Source organism: Chryseolinea lacunae, from assembly GCF_016735595.1.
Classification (GTDB): Bacteria; Bacteroidota; Bacteroidia; order Cytophagales; family Cyclobacteriaceae; genus Chryseolinea; species Chryseolinea lacunae.
This window is the reverse complement of record NZ_JAERRB010000006.1, coordinates 85,107-105,163: the sequence shown is the minus strand read 5'-3', so window position 1 is coordinate 105,163 and position 20,057 is coordinate 85,107. Positions and strand designations below refer to the sequence as shown.

The following is a 20,057-nucleotide window of genomic DNA, read 5'->3' as shown; positions in this document are numbered from 1 at the left end:
TCGCGGATGTTTTCGGATTTCAAGTATCCCTACGTGGGCTTTCGTGGCTTGCGTGTAATGCTATCGTTGCGCGGTATTTTTTCAGAACGAAACGTTGGCAAACCGGCCAAACGAATTCGAACCGACCCAAAGTCCGATTTTGCCAGAGTGGTTGGAGTTTAGTTTTTTCACCGTCAACGCCGGTGTGGTGGCGCGGTTCACAAAAACTCTCACTTCGTCGTCGGTCACCTCCACACGGGCGTGAAACCATTTGTCGGGATCGGGTGCCGGCTTAATTTCTTTTTCGAACTGGCCGGTGCGTTCTTCGCGCAAACGGCTCCAATCGTATTGAGGCATGCTTATGTACTGCACCATGTGATCGCGGTTCAATTGTTTTTCGGCTACGAAATTGAACGGCCGGAAGTAGATGCCGTCGTAGGTGGAATCGTTTTGTGCGTGAAAGGCGATGCCCACAAAACTGCTACCGGGTTTGTTGGCGCCCATCACATCGAACTCGATGGCGCCGTTCGAAAACGTTTTGCCATCGAGCCAGGCAACGCCGCCCCGTTGGTCGGCAGCAACCAACTCCACACCCTGGCGGCCGTCGCTTTCATAGGGTGTGAGCGACGCCTTCACCAGCGTGTAGGTCTGGGGTTTTGTATTTTTTGATTGGCCGTGTGCCGCCCCGGACAAGGCCAGTAGCACGACAATGACGATGCGGGTGATGTGAATTTTCATAGGGGAACCAGGGGCTGGGAGTTGATGGATGGTTTAGATTATTTTTTTTCTTCTAGGAAAGGGATAATGAAGTCTCGGAGCATTTCCGGGTTTAGGATGAGCGACACGTGGCCGCTGTTGGGCAAGACGAGCAGGCGCGCGGTGGGGATGATCTGAAGCATGCTCACAAACGCATCGGTGCGCGTGTAGTCGTCGCGGTCGCCGGCTACGATGAGCACGGGGCAGGCAATGCGCGAAGCTTTTTCGTTTGACACCCACACCGGTTCCATCCACGCCTCCCGCAGCATGTCTACCCATTCGGAGAAACGTTGGGGCTCGGGCATAATTTTTTTGCGCTCCTTCAGAAAGTCCGGGAGGTTTTGCTCTTCGGTTTTTCCCTGAGTGCGCCAGGTTTGTTCGTAGGCCTCGGGGCGGTACATGGTTGCATTCAATGGCCCTCCCATGCTAACCAGTTTTGTTACAATCGCGGGAAATTCGGCGGCCAGGATGTTGCCGGTGATGGCGCCGTCGCTAAACCCCATCACGGCTGTTTTTTCAATTCCTTCTTTCTTCAGCACCGCCAGCGCGTCCTGCGCAAACAACGCATAGGTCATGCGCTGGTGCCCGATTTCAGATTTGCCGTGCCCGCGGGTGGCCACGGCAATCACCTTGAAATGTTTCGACAGATCGGGATAATATTGTGAATATTCGCTAATGTATCCATAATAACCTCCGTGGAGCAACAACAACGGCGGCCCTTCGCCATAGATCTCATAGTAGATTTTGGCATCGCCCGACGTCACATATTTTCCGGTCTTGGGGTTGTTGCCATAGGGAATGTCCTGCCCGCGAACGAACGCTGCGGACAACAGCAGAATAAACAAACAGGCTGTGATTTTCATAGGGGAATTTTTTAAAAAGAAGTTACGCAATTATCGGAAGTTGGGAGATGTCAATCGAAATCAATTTGCGATCTTTTGGAAGTCAAATGCCGTTCATTTTCTAAACACGTAAGATGTCCGCCACCGAAAGAGACTATATTGTTCTATACCGGACGCAAGTGGAGCAACGCCTGATGCTGGGCAGCAGCGATGGCAAAGTGAAACAACGCGACCTGGAGTATCTCGCCACGCACATTGAATCGAAATGCAACGTGAAGCTGAGCATCTCCACCCTGAAGCGCCTGTGGAAAGATGAGTATGCCCAGGACCCGCACCCATCCACCCTCGATGCCCTGGCTTCGGCGCTTGACTTTGCCGACTGGCAGAGCTTTAAAAAGGCGAACGCTCAAAACATGATCCACGCCTTTCCACCGGTGGCGCCTCCGGCAAAAAAAGAGCAGGCAAGGTCGGCCATGCCGTGGGTAGTGGTGGTGTTGGTGGTGATCGCGGGCGGCACCGTGGCCATGCTGGGTTTCCGGTCCGGCAAAAAAACACTGACGTTGCCCGGCAACATTCCATTCCGTGCCGACAAAACCGTGACACACGGCGTGCCCAACACCGTGATGTTTAACTACGACGTGAGCAACATCGACGCTGACAGTTTTTTTATTCAACAGTCGTGGAATCCCCGAAACCGGGTACGCATCGATCCGAAGAGAAACTACTTGTCGTCAATCTACTACACCCCGGGGTTTCACCATGCGCGGCTCATGGTGAACGATTCGGTGGTGGCCTTCGCCCGCGTGCACATCAAAACCGACGGCTGGTTCCCCATGCTCAAATACGACCTCACCGACAACCGGGCCGTCTATCTCGATCGCAAAACGATGATTACCGCCGGCGCCATGGCAGCGACCGAAGCACAACTGAAAGCAGCTAACGTAGACACCCAAAAGGAATTTTTTCTGCGCTACTACAACAGCCGCGATTTTGAAGGCGTGACCAGCGATGCCTTCGATCTGGAAACGCGTGTGCGTGGCGACAGCCTGATGACCCAGGTGTGTCCGCTCATCGAATTGATGATGGTGTGTGAGGAAGGAATATTTTTTGTGCCGCTCACCACAAAGGGTTGCGTAAGCAACCTGGCTCTACAACTAGGGGAGGTGTATCAGAACGGACGCGACACCAACCTTTCGGCTTTGGGTGTGCCGCTGCATGAGTGGCAAACCCTGCGCATCCGGAATGAAAATCATGAAGTCACTATTCTCCTGAACGGCCAGCCCATGCACCAGCTTTCGTATCGGAACAACTTTGGAAAAATGGTGGGCTTCATCTACACCTTTAACGTGCCCGGTGCGGTGGATTTTATTCGGTTGCGAAACGGAGAAGGCAAAGTAGTTTACGCAGATGAGTTTGATTAGACACTATTCAGTGCACTGTTGAACACGTACGCCATCACGATCGGGCTAACATTCTGCTTACTTCATCACGCTATATTTTTTTGATGTCACGATGCACGTGTGAAGGCGTTGAAGATAGCGTCTGCAAACTAAAGGCCAGATGTTCGCTACGCCGGCCAATGACCGTTCGAGCGAACATCCGGTTAAAAAAAATCATTGCATCGAAAACTCATACACGATATCAAACTCACCGGCAGAGGCAAGTTGTCGCGTCACATAGCCCTGGTCGTTGTATTCGTAGGTGAAATGTGTTTCGCCTACCGATCCGTTTGAATTTTCCACGCGCCACGTGCGCGGGTTGTTCTGGAACAGGGTGTGATAAGGGTGATAGAAATTCAGAAAGAATGCGCCGGAGTATTTCCGGTTGTCGAAGTCTTTGTAGTGTGTGGTGGAGACGATCACGAAGTCCAGCACGTCGGCGTGATAGTCGGAGTATTGCATTTGAACAGCGTTGTTCTGTGCGTCGTAGGTAAATGTTTTTTTGGAGACCGGTATGAAGTCATCGTCGGCCGTGGCTTGCAGAATCACCCAGGCCTTCACGCGATCGTGGTCGTCGTAGGCGAAAAAGTTCATGCGCTCCACCGCGTTGTTGACATACTCCAGCGACTCGGTGAGCCGGCCGCCTTCATAGTGAAACTCGATCGATTCGGCAGCGCCGGTCGTTGTGATTTTTTGAATGCGTCCGTCGGCATAGTGCACGGTGTAGACCGTTTCCAGCGAATCGCCTTCGTCCAGTAGCCCGGAGGTGATTTGGCTGATGCGATTGTCATTGTCGTAGGTGAGCACGCGATAAGAATGTTTGCCGTACGACATTTTTTCCGCCCGGAGGGTCTTTAGGCCGATGGGCTTTGGACCGGCATCGGGGTCGGAACATTTCACCGACACCATGGCCAGTGCAATAAAGTAGAGCGAGGGGATTTTTTTCATGCCTTAATAGACACAACCTCCCGCCGAATCGTTGGAATGGACTGTAAACGCTGAAAAATCAGAGTCGTTTTTTATCCACCTGTTCGGCCAGTGTTTTTGGCGCCACGGTTGCGTAAGCCGTGTGCAGTGCGTCTTTGAATATGGACTTCCGAACGGTTTTCAACTCAATCATTGTCCAACCTTGTTTTCCCCAAGCCCCCGGCACGGGGTAGATAATAGCATCGTCGTATTTGGAAAACACCGACTGATCGATGGCCGACAGTTTCACCACCGCTTTCTGCCCCGGCACGTCCAGCGTAGCAAATATTTTCTTTCGTATGCGAAACGACGTCTTTTCGAAATGTGGCTGTTGCACGGCTTCGGGCAATGCGAGTGCCCAGGCTTCAACTTCTTGTATGGTCACCATATGTGAAGATCGGTTTAATACCCGAAGTTCGGTAGGGCGGTGCCCGCAAAATTGGATAAATGCGACATCGCCGTGGGGAATGGCTAAAGATAAATTCTTAAATTCCAGTAACCAACCCTTGTGGGGCGGGTATTCCCAACATAAACCCTGGCGCACATGTTCAAGAACTATCTCGCAGTTGCCTTGCGCAACATCCGGCACAGCCCGCTCTATGCGTTCATCAACGTCTTCAGCCTGGCTGTGGGGCTGGCGGCCTGCATGATTATTTACTTGTTCATTAAAGACGAACGCAGCTTCGACGCGTTTCATGCAAAACATGACGTGATCTATCGCGTCGACGAAATTCAAAACTTCAGTGGTACGAACCAGCAGCGCGTGGCGTTGTCGATGCCCGGTATGGGACCGGCCTTGTTGCAAGACTTTCCGGAAGTGAAAAACTATACACGCTTCTATGACCAGGGCAACGTGGTGGTGAAAAAAGAAACGGTGCAGTTGCTCGTGCCCGAAGTGAAAGCCGTAGACAGTACGTTTCTCGATATTTTTGATTTTGAGATGCTGGCCGGCGATCGTGCTTCGGCTTTGGATGAGCCACAAACGCTGGTGCTAACGGAAGAAAGCGCACTGAAATTTTTTCCTTCGGCCGAACGTGCCGTAGGAAGCCTGCTCACCATCTTCGACGAAGAATTTAAAGTGACCGGTGTGTTGAAAGACATTCCTGAAAATTCGCACCTCCAGTTCGGGGCGCTGGTGTCGATGACCACCTTCACCCGGAAGAATCCGGACTTCAACAACCAATGGGGCTCTAATTTTGTGAACACCTACCTCGTGCTTGAGCCGGGTGTGAACGTGAAGGCGCTGGAGAAAAAGATGCCGGAGTTTCTGGTGCGCCGCATGGGCGACAAAGACATCGGCAAATACATCATCATGTTTTTGCAAAGGCTCGAAGATGTTCACCTGGCATCGACCGACATTGAGCACGACTACAACAACTACCGCAAGTTCAACGGCAAATACCTCGATGTATTTTTTGTGATTGGCGTGTTCATCCTGCTCATTGCCGGCGTCAACTTTATGAACCTAACCACCGCCCGAGCGTCGCATCGGTGGAAGGAAATTGGTGTGCGCAAAACGGTTGGTGCGAAAAAGGTGCAGTTGTTCGGACAATTCATTTTCGAATCGATATTTCTGGCCACCGTGGCCTTGCTGCTGGCGGTGTTGCTCAACCTGCTGTTTGTGCCGCTGTTGAACAACGCGATTGGCCGGCAACTGGTGTTGTGGTCGCTGGTTGAACACCCCTGGGAAATCTTAGCGGTGATGGCCGTCACGCTTGGCCTGGGTGTGCTCACTGGCATCTATCCGGCGTTCTACATGACTTCGTTCAACCTGTCGCGCGTGTTGAAAGGTGGCGGCAAGACGGAGGGCAGATCGATTTTTAGAAGCGGCCTTGTTGTGGTGCAATTTGGATTGGCGCTGGCCATGATTGTGAGCACGCTGGTGGTGTTGCAACAATTGTATTTCATGAAGAACAAAGACATCGGTTTTGACAAAGACCAGATTTTGTTAGTGAACATGAACCGCGAAGCCAACGAAAAATTTGAGACGCTAAAAACAGAGCTGCTAAAAAATTCAGCCATCGTCGGTGTGACCGCGTCGGGCCAGCGCCTGGGCAACAATTTTCACCAATGGGGATTTAAAGTGAAAGCCGACACAGGCATCGTAGATATCACCCCTTCGAATGTTAACGTGGACTATGATTACCTGAAAGTGTATGGCATCAAACTGAAAGACGGCCGCGCGTTTTCAAAAGACCGCGCTACCGACAACGGCCTGGCCTTCATCATCAACGAGTCGTTTGCCAAAGAGCTGGGTTTGAAAGAAGTGGTGGGCACACCCGCGGGGCACAGCTGGTATCCCAACGATTCGCTGGGCACCATCATTGGTGTGGTGGAGGACTTTAACTTCAACTCGTTGCATCACAAAATCAACACGCTGTCCATGGTGGTGCACCCCGGTTGGGGCTATAGCGAAATGTCGGTGAAGTTCAACGCGGCGCACACCGAGGAAGCGGTGGCTTTGGTGAAAAATCTGTGGGACACGCAAGTGCCTTCCTATCCGTTCACCTATTCCTTCCTCGACGATCACTTTGCTGAACTCTACCGGTCCGATCAGCAGATGAGTTCGGTAGTAGCCATCATGGCGTCGCTGGCCATTCTCATATCGTGTATGGGGTTGTTTGGCTTGGCGGCCATCACTACAGAAAAGAAAACAAAGGAGATCGGCATCCGCAAGGCGCTGGGCGCAACCGAAGGACAGATCACAGTGCTATTGTCAAAAAATTTCACAGTGCTTGTGATGGTGGCATTCGTTCTGGCCAGTCCGTTGACGTATGGATTGCTTCACGCGTGGCTGCAGAATTTTGCCTATCGCATCAGCATCAACCCGCTGGTTTTTTTGCTGGGCGGTGTGTTGGCGCTGGGGGTGGCGTTGGCTACCATTAGTTATCACACGATTCGGTCGGCACGTGCCAATCCGGTCAAGGCGTTGCGATACGAATAAATAAAGATAAGAGATACGGCGCTAGGGTTAGCTCGTACCAGGCCGGTGGGTGAAGCACTCACCGGCCTTCCGCTTTTTAGAGAAGGGCATTTGAGCGAAGATCTTATCTTTGCGGCGAAGCCATGCAGCATCCCATACACCATCCCAATCCCGACCGCGAAGCGGCTGCCGCACTCGAAACGGAAATTGCTGCTTTGGAGCAGGCTTTGGGTGAGGCCGAGGTGCGTGTCAACACGTTTGAGCGCCACATCCGCACAGCCCTGCACACCCAGATTGTGCGCTTGCAGGAATTGACAACGCTGTACAAAAAGCTTAAGGCAGAAAAAAAAGAAAAACGACGCGCCCAAAAAAAGAAGGGAAAAAACTATCAGGAACCAACAGCCCTGGTGAGAAGCGCACGATCGGGCCAACAAAATTTTCCGGCAAATGCCGACCCCGAACAACTGAAGCGTCTCTATAAGGAGGCCATCGTGCACGTGCATCCCGATAAATTTGCGCAAAACGATGCGTCGCTTTCCGATCGCGCCACCGCCATGACGGCCCACCTCAATGCACTCTACGATGCCGGCGATCTAATGGAATTGAGCGCGCTGCACCGGCACATCCTGAGCGGCAATGCCATGGCGCACGTTCCCTATCAACCACAGACGCTTATGGACCCTGTGGCCATGGTGAGCTACCTGCAACACAAACGCGACGAGCTGAAGCAGGCGCTTCACGACATCCGGACCATGCAGCTTTTCGAGGTGCTGGAGTCGTATGCAGACCCGATGCAATTCATCGGCGAACTTCGCGTGCAGTTTGACGAACGCATCCAGGTGTTCACAAAAAGAACGCGGAAGGCCTAAAGAAATTTCGGCGTGTTGGGGGGATGCCTATCTTTGCGCGTTCAACCTAAATCAGAACAAAAACCATCATGACAAAAACAAAGCTCGTCATCAACAACAACGGTTCGGTGAAAGTAGAAGGCGATTTCGAAATTGTGGACGCCCAGGGAAATGCCTACGGGCTTCAGGGAAGAACCATTGTGTCGCTTTGCCGCTGTGGCCGTTCGGCCAACAAACCCTTTTGCGACGGCTCGCACAAAGGTCACTTCGAGCACGACGCCGTAGCGTTCGAACTGCCTCCTAAAAAAGTGTAGCGTTGGCGCCACACCCGCATTCATAATTTTTCAGAGCGAGTCGCGCAGCGTGATGCGAAACGGAATTTCCACGTGTGCCGTGGAGTTTTCCAGGATGAGCTGCGCGGCGCGCTCGCCCATCTGATGAAAGTCGGTGGAGATGGTTGTGATGCCGTTGAGGATAAATTTTTTCAGGGGAATTTCGTTGTATGAGATCACGCCCACATCCTGGCCCACCACCAGTTGCATGGCCAGAATTTTGTCGATCAAAATCACCAGGTCCTTTTCCATGAGGTTGATGTAGACCTCACCTTTGCTCACGGGTTCGTCTGCAATGTTGTGCACCACCTTGCTGGCAAACGCATATTGATGACAAAACCGCCGGAAGCCTTTCAAAATTTCTTCGGGGTGATAGGTGCCCTCGGGGAAAATAATTTTCAACGTGTGGTATTTGCTCAGGCGTTCGAGAGCATCTTCCAACGCGCTATAAATATCTTTTTCAAAATTTTCATAGACCGCGCCAAATTCATCTTTCACACCCGGTACCAGTTTGTCGAGCAGAATCAGTTTTTCTTTGGGAATGGTGTTAATGATCTCGTATGCATTTTCGTTGCCTTCTATAAAGTGCGCGATGATGACATAGTAGGCATAGTCGTCTTTCTTTTGCAGGAGCAATTTCTTGAACAGCGAGAAGTCATTGTTATAGATATAGAAGTCGATGGTGGCCAGGTCGCCCAGCGTGGCGGCGAAGGCATCGTAGATAATTTTTTTGTGTTCGCTCAGTTTGTTGAACAGCAGGAATACTTTTTTGGTGTTGCCCACATCCACGCTCTTGATGAAGTAGCCTTTTCCGGGAACGGACCCCAACACCCCGATGCTTTTCAGGTAGCGGTAACTTTTCTCGGCCGTGTCGCGCGAAATTTCCAACTCAAAACTCAAGTCGTTGATGGACGGCACGATGTCGTTTTTTTTGATGTGCTCATGCTGGATGGCCTTGAGGATGGAATTGGCCAGTTGGATATACTTGGGTGTGGATGAATATTCGTCGATGACCACGTGACTATAGAACGAAGGCGCCTTCATAAGATCGGAGCAAAGCGTGTTAAAAGGATGTAATTGAAAGGGTAAATTAAATACAAGGTAAACAAATGACAGGAACATTTTTGTCATGATGGTGCAGGATAGTGAACCTGCCGCGGGCCGGTATCTTGGACTAGATTTTAGTTATGCTCAGGCTCTATTCCATCCCCGGTAGGCAACGTTCAGGAAATCACGCGGCGAAGGCCGTTGCTGGAACCCGGCGGCCGGCGAGGCGGGAATAAGAACAGGGCCTGAAATCGTTGGGAACAAAAAAACGCACAAAGGGAATTTCAAACAATCATACATCATGGCTAGTGAAAAGGGAAAAAATGCTTTAACGTCGAAGACTTTCAAGCACGTCAGTTATTTGTGGGATGAGGAAAAGGCTTTGTCGCTGGCAGGCGATGAAGTGGGCTTGCTGATTTACCGTTCTAATTTGCTGGGCGCCGATTTGCGGCTCACCAACTATGGCGGCGGCAACACCTCGTGCAAGGCGCTGGCCAAAGATCCGCTCACCGGAAAGGAAACGGAAGTGATGTGGGTGAAAGGCTCGGGTGGCGACATCGGCACCCTGAAACGCAGTGGCCTGGCTGCCCTCTACGTGGACCGCTTGCGAAGCCTAACGAATGTTTATCGCGGCGTGCGCTACGAAGACGAGATGGTGGAACTCTTCAACCACTGCATCTACGACCTTGCCTCGAAAGCGCCTTCCATCGACACACCACTCCACGGCTTTTTGCCCTTCAAACACATCGACCACCTGCATCCCGATGCGGCCATCGCCATCGCGGCGGCGAAAGATGGAAAACGCATCACACAGGAATTGTTTAGCGGCACCATCGGCTGGGTGGAATGGCAGCGCCCGGGCTTCGACCTGGGCCTGAAACTGAAACAATGTCTCGACGAAAACCCCGGCATTCGCGGCATCATGCTGGGCTCGCATGGACTGTTCACATGGGGTGACACGGCCTACGAAAGTTATGTGAACACCCTGGAAGTGGTGGAACGCTGTGCCGAATACCTGGAAGAAAACTATGGAAAAAAACGCGCGGTGTTTGGCGGCGAAAAGCTGAAGAGCCTGCCCGCCGCCCAACGCCTGCAACAAGCGGCCGCCCTGGCCCCGGTGCTGCGCGGTTTCTGCTCAAGCCACACCCGCATGATCGGCCATTTCACCGACGACGACCGCGTGCTGGAATTCATCAACAGCAACGACCTTTCGCGTCTTGCGCCCCTGGGCACCAGCTGCCCCGATCACTTTCTGCGCACCAAAATCAGCCCGCTGGTGCTGACCCTCGCGCCCACCGAAGCGCTGACCGATGTGAAAGCGCTGAAGGAAAAATTGACACCTGCATTCGAAGGTTATCGCGCGCTCTACAAAGAATATTATGAAACGTGCAAGCATCCCAACAGTCCGGCTATGCGCGATCCAAACCCCGTGGTGATTCTCTATCCCGGCGTGGGCATGTTCACGTTTGCCAAAGACAAACAGACTGCCCGTGTGGCAGCAGAGTTCTACATCAACGCCATCAATGTGATGAAAGGTGCCGAAGCGGTTTCGGAATACACCTCGTTGCCGCGGCAGGAAGCCTTTAATATAGAGTACTGGTTGCTGGAAGAAGCCAAGCTGCAACGCATGCCCAAACCCAAAGCGTTGTCGGGCCGCGTGGCCCTGGTGACAGGAAGCGCAGGCGGCATCGGCAAAGCCATCGCGAAAAAATTTGCCGACGAAGGCGCCTGCGTCATCATCAGCGACAACGACGCCGCGCGACTGAAATCGGCCGAAGAAGAATTTACCAAACAATATGGCAAAGACGCTTTTGCCAACGCCCTGCTGGACGTGACACGCCATGAAGATATTCAAGGATCGATGGATGTGGCCGCCCTTGCGTTTGGGGGTGTAGACATCATCGTGAACAACGCGGGGCTTTCCATTTCCAAGCCGCTGGAAGATCATACCGAAAAAGATTGGGACATTTTGTATGACGTGCTGGTGAAAGGACAGTTCCTGATGACGCAAGCCGGCGTGAATGTGATGCGCAAGCAAGCGCTGGGTGGCGACGTGCTGAACATCGTGAGCAAAAATGCAACCGTGTCGGGACCGAACAACGCGGGCTATGGTTCGGCGAAAGCCGCACAACTTCACCTGAGCCGTTTGAATGCGGCCGAACTGGGGCCCGATAAAATTCGCGTGAACGTGATCAACCCCGATGCCGTCATTGCTGATAGCAAGATCTGGGCAGGCGCGTGGGCCGAAGGCAGAGCGAAAGCTTATGGCGTGAAGGTGGAAGAGCTTCCCGCATTCTATGCCAAGCGCACCTTGCTGAACGAAATTATTTTACCCGAAGACATTGCCAACGCCTGCTTCGCGTTTGTGGGAGGACTCCTCAATAAATCTACCGGCAACGCGTTGAACGTAGACGGCGGTGTGGCGGCAGGTTTCATGCGCTAAAAATTCCGTAACTTTTACATACCTGACGACAAACGGACTGAAAATGCAGCTTGAAAAATATACGATCGATCAGCACAACGAAGGGTTGAGCGCGTCGCACAAAAGAAAGTTATCGGCCCTCACCTCCGACATCGCGAATGCGGAAGCGATTCTGGAAAGACTGGTTGCCTTCCAGGTAGCCATTCCCAGCTGGGCATTGGGCACGGGCGGAACACGCTTTGCACGTTTTGCCGGCGGCGGCGAACCGCGAAGCCTCGAAGAAAAAATTGAAGACATCGCGTTGCTTCACAAACTGAATCGCTCCAGCGGCGCCATCTCGCTTCACATTCCGTGGGACATCCCGAAAAACGGGGCCGCCATCAAAGTGCTGGCAGCGCAACACGGCATCCGCTTCGATGCCATGAACTCCAACACGTTTCAGGACCAACCCGGTCAACCGCTGAGCTACAAGTTTGGTTCGATGCAACATGTTGACAAAGCCGTGCGGCGCCAGGCCGTGGAACACAACATCGAAGTGATTGAACATGGCATGGCCCTCGGCTCGGAGTCGCTAACGGTGTGGCTGTCGGACGGATCGTGTTTTCCGGGACAATTGAATTTCAGAAAGGCTTTTGAAAATACACTAGAGAGTTTACAGGAAGTCTACAGCGCTTTGCCGGACGCGTGGAAAATGTTTGTGGAGTATAAAGCCTTCGAACCGAATTTTTATTCCACCACCGTGGGCGATTGGGGGCAGTCGTTGCTCTATGCAACGAAGCTGGGACCGAAAGCGTATACGCTGGTAGATCTCGGCCACCATTTGCCCAACGCCAACATCGAACAGATTGTGGCGCTGTTGCTGATGGAAGGAAAGTTGGGCGGCTTTCATTTCAACGATTCAAAATACGGCGACGACGATCTCACGGTGGGCAGCATCAAGCCCTATCAACTGTTTCTCATTTTTAATGAACTCGTAGAAGGCATGGACGCCCGTGGCATGAACCACACCACCGACCTGGGTTGGATGATAGACGCCTCACACAACGTGAAAGATCCGCTGGAAGATCTATTGCAATCTGTAGAAGCCATCATGATCACCTACGCACAAGCCTTGCTGGTGGACCGCGCGGCATTGCAAGCGGCCCAACAAAACAACGACGTGGTGCGTGCACAGGAAGCGTTGCAAAATGCGTTTCGCACCGACGTTCGCCCGCTGGTGGCAGAAGCTCGCTTGCGCGCGGGGGGTGCACTTGATCCGCTTCAGATTTTCCGCAAGGAAAACGTGCGCGAGCATCTCGTGAAACAACGCGGTCTGAAAACCATCGCCACCGGATTGTGATGGAAGCCCAGCCGGTCATTCTCATCTTCGACGTAGGCAAGACGAACAAAAAAATACTCTTGTTCGACGAACACTATCGCCTCGTCTTTGAAGACTCAACACATCTTCCCGAAACCACCGACGAAGACGGCATGGCCTGCGAAGATGTGACGTTGCTCACACAATGGCTCCGAAATTCGTTTGAGCGTCTGTTGAAAGACACACGCTTTGCCATCAAAGCCGTGAACTTCTCCGGCTACGGCGCAAGCTTTGTGTATCTCGATGCACGAGGTGAACCGGTGTTGCCGCTCTACAACTATCTGAAGCCGTACCCCGAAGCGCTTCAAAAAAAGTTTTACGACACCTACGGCGGCGAAGCAGATTTTTCAACCGCCACGGCATCGCCGGTGTTGGGCAGTCTCAACTCGGGCATGCAGCTCTATCGCATCAAGGCCGAAAACCCGGCGAAGTTCGCGACCATAAAACATGCGCTGCACCTGCCGCAATACCTCAGCTGCATACTGACGCGAAAACCGGTTTCGGAAATCACAAGCATTGGTTGTCACACAAATTTGTGGGACTTCACCAGTCGCAACTATCATGTGTGGGTGGAACGTGAAGGTCTTGCGGAAAAATTTCCACCGATTCACAAAAGCACCGAAGTTGTTATGACTACGAGCAACGGACAAACGCTGCCCATCGGCATCGGTCTGCACGACAGTTCGGCTGCCCTCATTCCCTACCTCGCCAACTTTCGCGAACCGTTCATGCTGTTGTCTACCGGCACGTGGTGCATCAGCCTCAATCCATTCAATCACAAGCCGCTGACGCGCGAAGCGTTGGCGCAGGATGGACTTTGTTACCTGACGTACGAAGGGTTGCCGGTGAAAGCCTCGCGCCTCTTTGCCGGCTACGAACACGAGCAACAAGTGGCGCGCATGGCAGAACACTTTGGCCTCTCCACATCGGCCTTCACAACGCTGGAACACGATGCTGCACTGCTCGACAAACTTCGCCGCACAGGATGGGAAGCCCGAAGCCAGCGCGACACCTTGCAACATTCGTCGTTTGCCGACACTGACCTGACATCGTTCGCCAGCCCTTCGGAAGCGTATCATGCGCTGATCATGAACATCGTGGTGCGCCAGCGCATGTCGTCGGCGTGGGTGCTGGAAGACACGGACGTAAAGCGCATCTTTGTTGACGGAGGGTTTAGCAAAAACGACATCTACATGTTTCTGCTGGCCGCCAGCTTTCCCGCCATCGAGACCTTTGCCGCTTCGGTGCCCCAGGCGTCTGCGCTCGGAGCAGCCCTGGTGATGCACGAATACTGGAACAAAACTTCGCTTCCGGTCGATCTCATCGGGCTCAAATACTACTCGTGCGGTGCGGAGAAATTCATGCAATGACATACCCCGTGCTTGCTTGCGCGTGATTTTGGTCGACTGAGCGCATAGCCGGTTTGTTCACAACTCTTCTCGTCACGGTTCAAATTGTTTCAACCTTGGTAGTGGTTTGTTAAAGCCATGCCGGGCGCTAACGTTCGCGGAGGATTTGACTGTAATTTTGGTTGACTACCAACACCGCGATCTCATGCCCTTCACGCCATCCCAAACCTGCAAAGCCGTCGCATTCGTCGCGCTGCTTTTTGTCACGAGCGTTAGCCCCGTTCAGGGCCAGGCGATTTCGAAATACATCGTCACCGACCAATTCGGATACCTGCCTGCGTCGCAGAAAATTGCGGTCATCCGCGATCCGCAAACCGGCTTCGACGCGGGCGAGTCGTTCGCACCCGGGGCGAGCTATGCTTTGGTAGACAAGACCACCAACACGCCGGTGTTCACGGCCAACGCCACCGCCTGGAACGGTGGAGCCGAAGATGCCTCGTCGGGTGACAAGGTGTGGTGGTTCGATTTTTCGTCGGTCACGGCACCCGGAACCTACTATGTGTTGGACGTGAGCAACGACGTTCGCTCCTACGAGTTTGTGATCAACGACAATGTTTACAAAGAAGCGTTGAAGCATGCTGTGCGCGCGTTCTATTATCAACGCTGCGGGTTCGAGAAGAAAGCCGAACACGCCGGCGCGGCATGGGCCGATGGCGCAAGCCACATGAAACCGTTGCAGGACAAAAATGCACGGCAGTATAACAAGGCAAGCGACGCCTCTACTGAAGTGGATGTGAGTGGTGGATGGTATGATGCCGGTGACTATAACAAGTACACAAACTGGACGGCCAACTATGTGATCGACTTCATGCATGCCTATCAGGATGTTCCCGGCGCCTGGAGCGACGACTACAGCCTGCCGGAGTCGGGCAACAAAATTCCAGACCTGCTTGATGAAGCAAAGTGGGGTGTTGATCATTTGGTGCGCCTGCAAAAAAGTAATGGCAGTGTGTTGAGCATCGTGGGCGAATCGCACGCCAGTCCGCCGTCGAGCGCAACGGGGCCCAGTGTTTACGGAACGCCGAGCACGTCGGCCACGCTGAATACCGCCGCGGCGTTGGCGTTGGCATCGAAAGTGTATGGCGGACGCGGCATGAAAGAATATGCCAACAAGTTGAAAGAGAAAGCCGTGAAAGCCTGGGATTGGGCCACGGCAAATCCAAAAGTAGTCTTCAAAAACAACGACGAAGCTTCAGGCACGTCGGATCTTGGTGCAGGCCAGCAGGAAACCGACGACTATGGCCGGTTGGTGTTCCGTGTGAGAGCGGCATGTTATCTTTTTGAAATCACGGGCGAGACAAAGTATCGCGACTATGTGGATGCACACTACGCCGAAATTCACCTCGTGGCCTGGTCGTTTGCCTACCCGTTTGAAACCGCCAGTCAGGAAGTGCTTTTGTATTACACAAAACTGCCCGGTGCAACGGCATCGGTAGTGAACAAAATAAAAGACACCTACAAAGCCGCCATGAACGGCGACGAAAATTTTACAGCCTTCTACGGCGCAAAAGATCCATACGGTGCGCACATCAAAGACTACACCTGGGGAAGCAACTCAACCAAAGCCAGCATGGGGTTGATGTATGCCGACATGATTACGTACGGCATCGATGCTTCAAAAAATGACGACGCGCGCAAAGCGGCAGAAGGATTTATTCACTACCTGCACGGAACAAACCCGTTGAGCATGCTGTATCTGTCGAACATGAATGCCTATGGCGGCGACAACAGTGTGAATGAATTTTACCACTCGTGGTTTGCCAACGGCAGTGCGAAATGGGATCGCGTGGGCACATCTACCTACGGCCCCGCGCCAGGATTTCTCACCGGCGGCCCCAATCCTTCCTACGACCGCGACAACTGCTGCGCCACCAACTCGTGTGGCGACGCCAACGCGGTGTGCAACAGCGAATCGCTGGTGCCCCCGAAAGGACAGCCTTCACAAAAATCATATAAAGACTTCAACACATCGTGGCCGTTGAACTCGTGGTCGGTAACCGAAAACAGCGGCGGCTATCAGATCAACTACATTCGCCTGCTGTCGCGTTTTGTGCCGGCCAACAACGACTGCAGCGGCACACCCAATGGCGCGGCGTCGCCCGATGCCTGCCAGCAGTGTGCCGGCGGCACCACCGGCATTGAACCTTCAACAGACGAATCGCAGTGCAACGCCGTGACGGCGCTGGAAGACGATGAACGGCTGGCTTCGGTTGAGGTGGCGCCTAATCCCACCACAGGCGTGTTCACACTCTACACGATGCGGGCGGGTAAATACGATCTGCGAATCGTCAATGCGCTGGGCAACGAGGTGTTAAAAGAGACCCACATGGGTAATGCCACGGTAGACATGCAACAGCAACCGCCGGGTGTGTATGTGGTGCGGATTGGGACGTGGGCGGTGAAAAAACTTGTGAAGATTTGAGTCGGAAACCGCGCGCATCCGTGGCGCGACGTGGCATCCTCGCTAGTGGAGCCTGGTTAAAAGTTGTGTTTATCGAATGGAAAGCCTCATTTTAGCCGACCTCGCCATGCGCGTCGGGGATCGGTATGGAAATTCAAAAAAAAATAATAAATTACTCATCACAATAATCCCGGGCCGACGCCTTTAAAGAAATAAGGTTTGTTTTCGCCGAGGGTCCCGGGAAAGACCGTCTCTGAGTTTGGTGTATATAGCGGCTTAAATTTCTTCACTACAACCTAAATGAAACGGCCATGTACATGCGCAGTATTGTTCTCTTTCTGGCAATTGCCCTGATGTCCTGCCAGGGAGGTAAAATTCCATGCCCGCGAATTAAAACGGCAAAGCTTCACAAACACTATCGCCCTTCGGCGGCTGCCCTTTCGGCAAAGGCCGAGCGCGAAGAAAACGACGAACTTCAACATCAACGAAGCCCGTCGGCGCGATACGTTCAGGATGTGTCGGTAGAAGATTGGGATTGCCCGCATCCCGGCGCAAAAAAATACAAACCCAAATCCGTAAAGGAAAATATCAAACGCAACCTCAAGAAGATCAATTCAGATTCGCAGAACACCGTTCCAGCCGATTCTGTTTCTTCGCGTTGACCAACACCGGGCTAGGGGCCGTTAGACTCTGGCTGGACTTAATAGATTATTTTTATTCAAGGTGCGAAGCGCTTCGTTTTTATAGTTGCGCCCAATGGGAATTTCGTGCGTGCCCACTTTTACTGACGATGGTGTGAACGAAAGAATTTTGTCGACGGGCACAATGAACGAACGGTGGATGCGCACAAACTTTCCTTCTGGCAAAGTTTTTTCCAGGTAACTTATTTTTTGATACGTGACTACCTGTCGCTGCGTGGTTTTTACACGCACATAGTCGCGAAGGCTTTCGATGTAGAGAATGTCGTTGAGATAGACCTTCACCATTTCGCGATCTTCTTTCAGATACAAATAGGCTTCCTCAAAAGGTTTTGGCGCGGGTGCTTCTGTCGGTGTGGGTTCAGCGGCCGTGTTTTTTAATTCAAATATTTTGCTGATGCCGCGCAGAAAGCGGTCGAACGAAATGGGTTTCAATAAATAATCCACCACGTCGAGGTCATAGGCGTCGAAGGCGTATTGGCGGTAGGCGGTGGTGAGGATCACGCGGGGGCGGTCTTTCAAAGACTTGAGCAAATCGATTCCCGTAACTTGCGGCAATTGAATGTCGAGCAGGATCAGGTCGACGGTAGTTTTCTGTAGCAGTGTGAACGCTTCGATGGCATTTTCACAACTCTGCACAAGACTGAGTCCGTTCACTTGCTTAACATACGACTCCAGCAGTTGTCGCGCCAAAGGCTCATCGTCCACCACAAGGCATCTGATCATGAGTATGCGGGATAAGGTTTGACTTCAACGGGTTTACGAATGCGGGCCCCGGAAAGTTCTATCTTCAGCACAACCAGGAACGTTTCGTCTTCCGAAAGAATCTGCAACGTGTGACGTTCCGGATAAATAAGGGCCAGCCGTTTCTTCACGTTCTGCAGGCCAATGCCCGAAAAGGGTTGTGGGGCCGATGGTGTGGAGGCGACGCTGTTTTCTACTTTCAGTAACAATTGATTTTCCTGCAATTGAATGTCCACCCGAACCCAGGCCTGGTCAATCTGGTTGTGCACGCCGTGTTTGAAACTGTTTTCCACAAACGGCAGAATCAGCAGAGGCGCGATAGCGATATCGGTCACGTCGTCATACACATTCACGGCCACGTCGAGGCGTTCGGTATAGCGCATGGCTTCGAGCGCGATGTAATTCCGGAGGTGATGCAATTCTTTTTCCAGCGACACTTCGGGTTGATTGCAGTCGTGGAGCATGTAGCTCATCAACTCCGACAATTTGTGCACCATTTCGTGGGCCTTCTCCGGATTGTGCAACGTGAGCGCATACAAATTGTTGAGGGTGTTGAAAAGGAAGTGCGGATTCACTTGCGACTTGAGCAGTTTTAGCTCCGCCTCCAGTTTTTCTTTTTCCAGTTGTTGTGTGGTTTGTTCCAACACCTGCGCCGCTTGCTGGTGATTGTACCAATGTTTGAGCAAATGGAAAGAGGCCACGATCGCCACTAATGCATAGAGGGTGACCATGTAGATCAAAATTTTTGGAACAAAGAACAACGGGAGTTTTAATCCGTCGGGATAATAAAGCGGATACACGACAAAATAGGACAACACGCGAAACAGAACACCGAACGCAATCATTGAAGCGACGAGTGCGAAAAGAAACTGACCGTAGCGTTTGTTGATGAGAAGTTTGTCGATGAGCACATACAGGGTGAAATAGGTGGCGGCGATTTTCAGCGGCAGCTCCAGCAGCGAAATGGAAAAGCGTTGTGCAAAATTTCCGTCGATCATGCCCCAGATAACGCCTTCATACAGCAGGAAGCACACCCAGAACAGCAGGTGCAAGGCCACACGACTGCGCAACAGCAACCGGGTCACGGCCACATCGAACAGGGTTTCCGGAGCTTTCAATTTTTGGGACGGAGACATGCTACGAAGTTCACAAATTTTCGGATCACGGCTGCTCTTTTTAGACAAACGACGATAATACCTCACAGATGCCGACCGGTCCTGCGCAATGCCTTTTGCGTGGCGACATCGGGCATATGAACCCCGAAGCGTGGGGGTGGTCTAAATTTCAAGCATGACATGGAGAAAGTAATCTCCTTTGTTCCGGCATGAACGCAACCTCCGTCATATCCCCAACCACGCAACGCTTTTCCTGGAAGCGGTTGGTATGTTGGCTATGCTATGCAGGCTTGGGATGGATGTTGGCGGGGTGTGCCGCGCTGCAACAACCCGGTCATGACGATATGCCACAGCGTGTACGCTTCCAACCCTACGGGAGAATTCCGGTGATTGAGGCGAAGTTGAATGGCAAGCCCGCGTTTTTTATAGTCGACACGGGTGCCTCGGTGTCTATACTGAACGAACAGGCCGCGCGGCATTTTGGCTTTCGCATCGCAACCGAAGGTATGTATGAAGCCGTGGAAGTTACGGGCTTCAACGGAACGTCTACCATGCACCATGCCGGCCGTTGTATACTCGAAATAGGCGATCTGCAAATACGCTCGCTGCGCTTCAAGAGCCGCGACATGTCCGATTTTTCTTCCGTGTTCTTTGACCAGGAACGGATTCGCATCGCGGGCATATTGGGCGCCGACATGCTGACGCAATACAACATGACCATAGACTTTGGCACAAAGACCCTTGTGTTCAAAGCCACACCGATCTCAAAATAAAAAAGC

The 20,057-nt window shown here is 52.5% G+C and carries 17 protein-coding genes; 10 read left to right on the top strand and 7 right to left on the bottom strand.

The window, feature by feature from the left end; genetic code table 11:
- Positions 1-81: 81 nt before the first annotated feature.
- Both JI741_RS18135 and JI741_RS18130 read right to left on the bottom strand, forming a co-directional pair.
- Positions 82-717: a 3-keto-alpha-glucoside-1,2-lyase-like domain-containing protein gene (locus JI741_RS18135; RefSeq protein WP_202012222.1), complete on the bottom strand. Its 636-nt coding sequence runs from the start codon at positions 715-717 to the stop codon at positions 82-84.
- Positions 718-755: 38 nt separating this feature from the next.
- The gene (locus JI741_RS18130; protein ID WP_202012220.1) at positions 756-1,598 is read right to left on the bottom strand and encodes an alpha/beta fold hydrolase; all 843 of its coding nucleotides are present in this window, start codon (positions 1,596-1,598) and stop codon (positions 756-758) included.
- Positions 1,599-1,711: 113 nt separating this feature from the next.
- Here JI741_RS18130 and JI741_RS18125 point away from each other — a divergent pair, with 113 nt between their 5' ends.
- The gene (locus JI741_RS18125; protein ID WP_202012219.1) at positions 1,712-2,998 is read left to right on the top strand and encodes a hypothetical protein; all 1,287 of its coding nucleotides are present in this window, start codon (positions 1,712-1,714) and stop codon (positions 2,996-2,998) included.
- A gap of 192 nt (positions 2,999-3,190) precedes the next feature.
- Here JI741_RS18125 and JI741_RS18120 read toward each other — a convergent pair whose 3' ends face one another.
- Both JI741_RS18120 and JI741_RS18115 read right to left on the bottom strand, forming a co-directional pair.
- Positions 3,191-3,964, bottom strand: coding sequence for a hypothetical protein (locus JI741_RS18120; RefSeq protein ID WP_202012217.1), 774 nt, complete (start codon positions 3,962-3,964; stop codon positions 3,191-3,193).
- Between the two features lie 58 nt (positions 3,965-4,022).
- Positions 4,023-4,370, bottom strand: a complete 348-nt coding sequence (locus JI741_RS18115; RefSeq protein ID WP_202012215.1) for an MmcQ/YjbR family DNA-binding protein — start codon at positions 4,368-4,370, stop codon at positions 4,023-4,025.
- Positions 4,371-4,526: 156 nt separating this feature from the next.
- On the opposite strand from JI741_RS18115, the gene JI741_RS18110 reads away from it, so the two are divergent.
- The 3 genes from JI741_RS18110 (at position 4,527) to JI741_RS18100 (ending at position 8,067) form a co-directional block, all read left to right on the top strand.
- Complete coding sequence (locus tag JI741_RS18110; protein WP_202012213.1) at positions 4,527-6,926, top strand: ABC transporter permease; 2,400 nt, start codon at positions 4,527-4,529, stop codon at positions 6,924-6,926.
- A gap of 122 nt (positions 6,927-7,048) precedes the next feature.
- A complete protein-coding gene (locus JI741_RS18105) occupies positions 7,049-7,774 on the top strand; it encodes a hypothetical protein (protein WP_202012211.1) in 726 nt (241 codons plus the stop codon).
- A 68-nt stretch (positions 7,775-7,842) separates the two neighbouring features.
- On the top strand, positions 7,843-8,067 hold the full coding sequence (locus JI741_RS18100; protein ID WP_202012209.1) for a CDGSH iron-sulfur domain-containing protein: 225 nt from the start codon (positions 7,843-7,845) through the stop codon (positions 8,065-8,067).
- 30 nt (positions 8,068-8,097) lie between these two features.
- Here JI741_RS18100 and JI741_RS18095 read toward each other — a convergent pair whose 3' ends face one another.
- Positions 8,098-9,129, bottom strand: a complete 1,032-nt coding sequence (locus tag JI741_RS18095; RefSeq protein WP_202012207.1) for a substrate-binding domain-containing protein — start codon at positions 9,127-9,129, stop codon at positions 8,098-8,100.
- Between the two features lie 304 nt (positions 9,130-9,433).
- Between JI741_RS18095 and JI741_RS18090 the strand changes: the two genes are divergently transcribed.
- The 5 genes from JI741_RS18090 to JI741_RS18070 all read left to right on the top strand — a co-directional run bounded on the left by JI741_RS18090 (position 9,434) and on the right by JI741_RS18070 (position 17,383).
- Positions 9,434-11,575 carry a bifunctional aldolase/short-chain dehydrogenase gene (locus tag JI741_RS18090; protein WP_202012205.1) on the top strand — a complete coding sequence of 714 codons (2,142 nt, stop codon included), beginning with the start codon at positions 9,434-9,436 and terminating at the stop codon, positions 11,573-11,575.
- A gap of 43 nt (positions 11,576-11,618) precedes the next feature.
- A complete protein-coding gene (locus JI741_RS18085; RefSeq protein WP_202012203.1) occupies positions 11,619-12,893 on the top strand; it encodes a sugar isomerase in 1,275 nt (424 codons plus the stop codon).
- Positions 12,893-14,281: an FGGY-family carbohydrate kinase gene (locus tag JI741_RS18080; protein ID WP_202012764.1), complete on the top strand. Its 1,389-nt coding sequence runs from the start codon at positions 12,893-12,895 to the stop codon at positions 14,279-14,281. Before JI741_RS18085 ends, JI741_RS18080 begins: the two co-directional genes overlap by 1 nt.
- Positions 14,282-14,426: 145 nt before the next feature.
- Positions 14,427-16,742, top strand: coding sequence for a glycoside hydrolase family 9 protein (locus tag JI741_RS18075; RefSeq protein WP_202012201.1), 2,316 nt, complete (start codon positions 14,427-14,429; stop codon positions 16,740-16,742).
- Positions 16,743-17,038: 296 nt separating this feature from the next.
- Entirely contained in the window at positions 17,039-17,383 is a 345-nt protein-coding gene (locus tag JI741_RS18070) for a hypothetical protein (RefSeq protein WP_202012199.1), read from the top strand.
- 21 nt (positions 17,384-17,404) lie between these two features.
- On the opposite strand, the gene JI741_RS18065 is transcribed toward JI741_RS18070, so the two are convergent.
- The gene (locus tag JI741_RS18065) at positions 17,405-18,145 is read right to left on the bottom strand and encodes a LytR/AlgR family response regulator transcription factor (protein ID WP_202012197.1); all 741 of its coding nucleotides are present in this window, start codon (positions 18,143-18,145) and stop codon (positions 17,405-17,407) included.
- On the bottom strand, positions 18,142-19,299 hold the full coding sequence (locus JI741_RS18060) for a sensor histidine kinase (protein WP_202012195.1): 1,158 nt from the start codon (positions 19,297-19,299) through the stop codon (positions 18,142-18,144). Before JI741_RS18060 ends, JI741_RS18065 begins: the two co-directional genes overlap by 4 nt.
- Before the next feature lie 323 nt (positions 19,300-19,622).
- Between JI741_RS18060 and JI741_RS18055 the strand changes: the two genes are divergently transcribed.
- On the top strand, positions 19,623-20,051 hold the full coding sequence (locus JI741_RS18055) for a retropepsin-like aspartic protease (protein ID WP_202012193.1): 429 nt from the start codon (positions 19,623-19,625) through the stop codon (positions 20,049-20,051).
- The last annotated feature ends 6 nt before the right edge of the window (positions 20,052-20,057 follow it).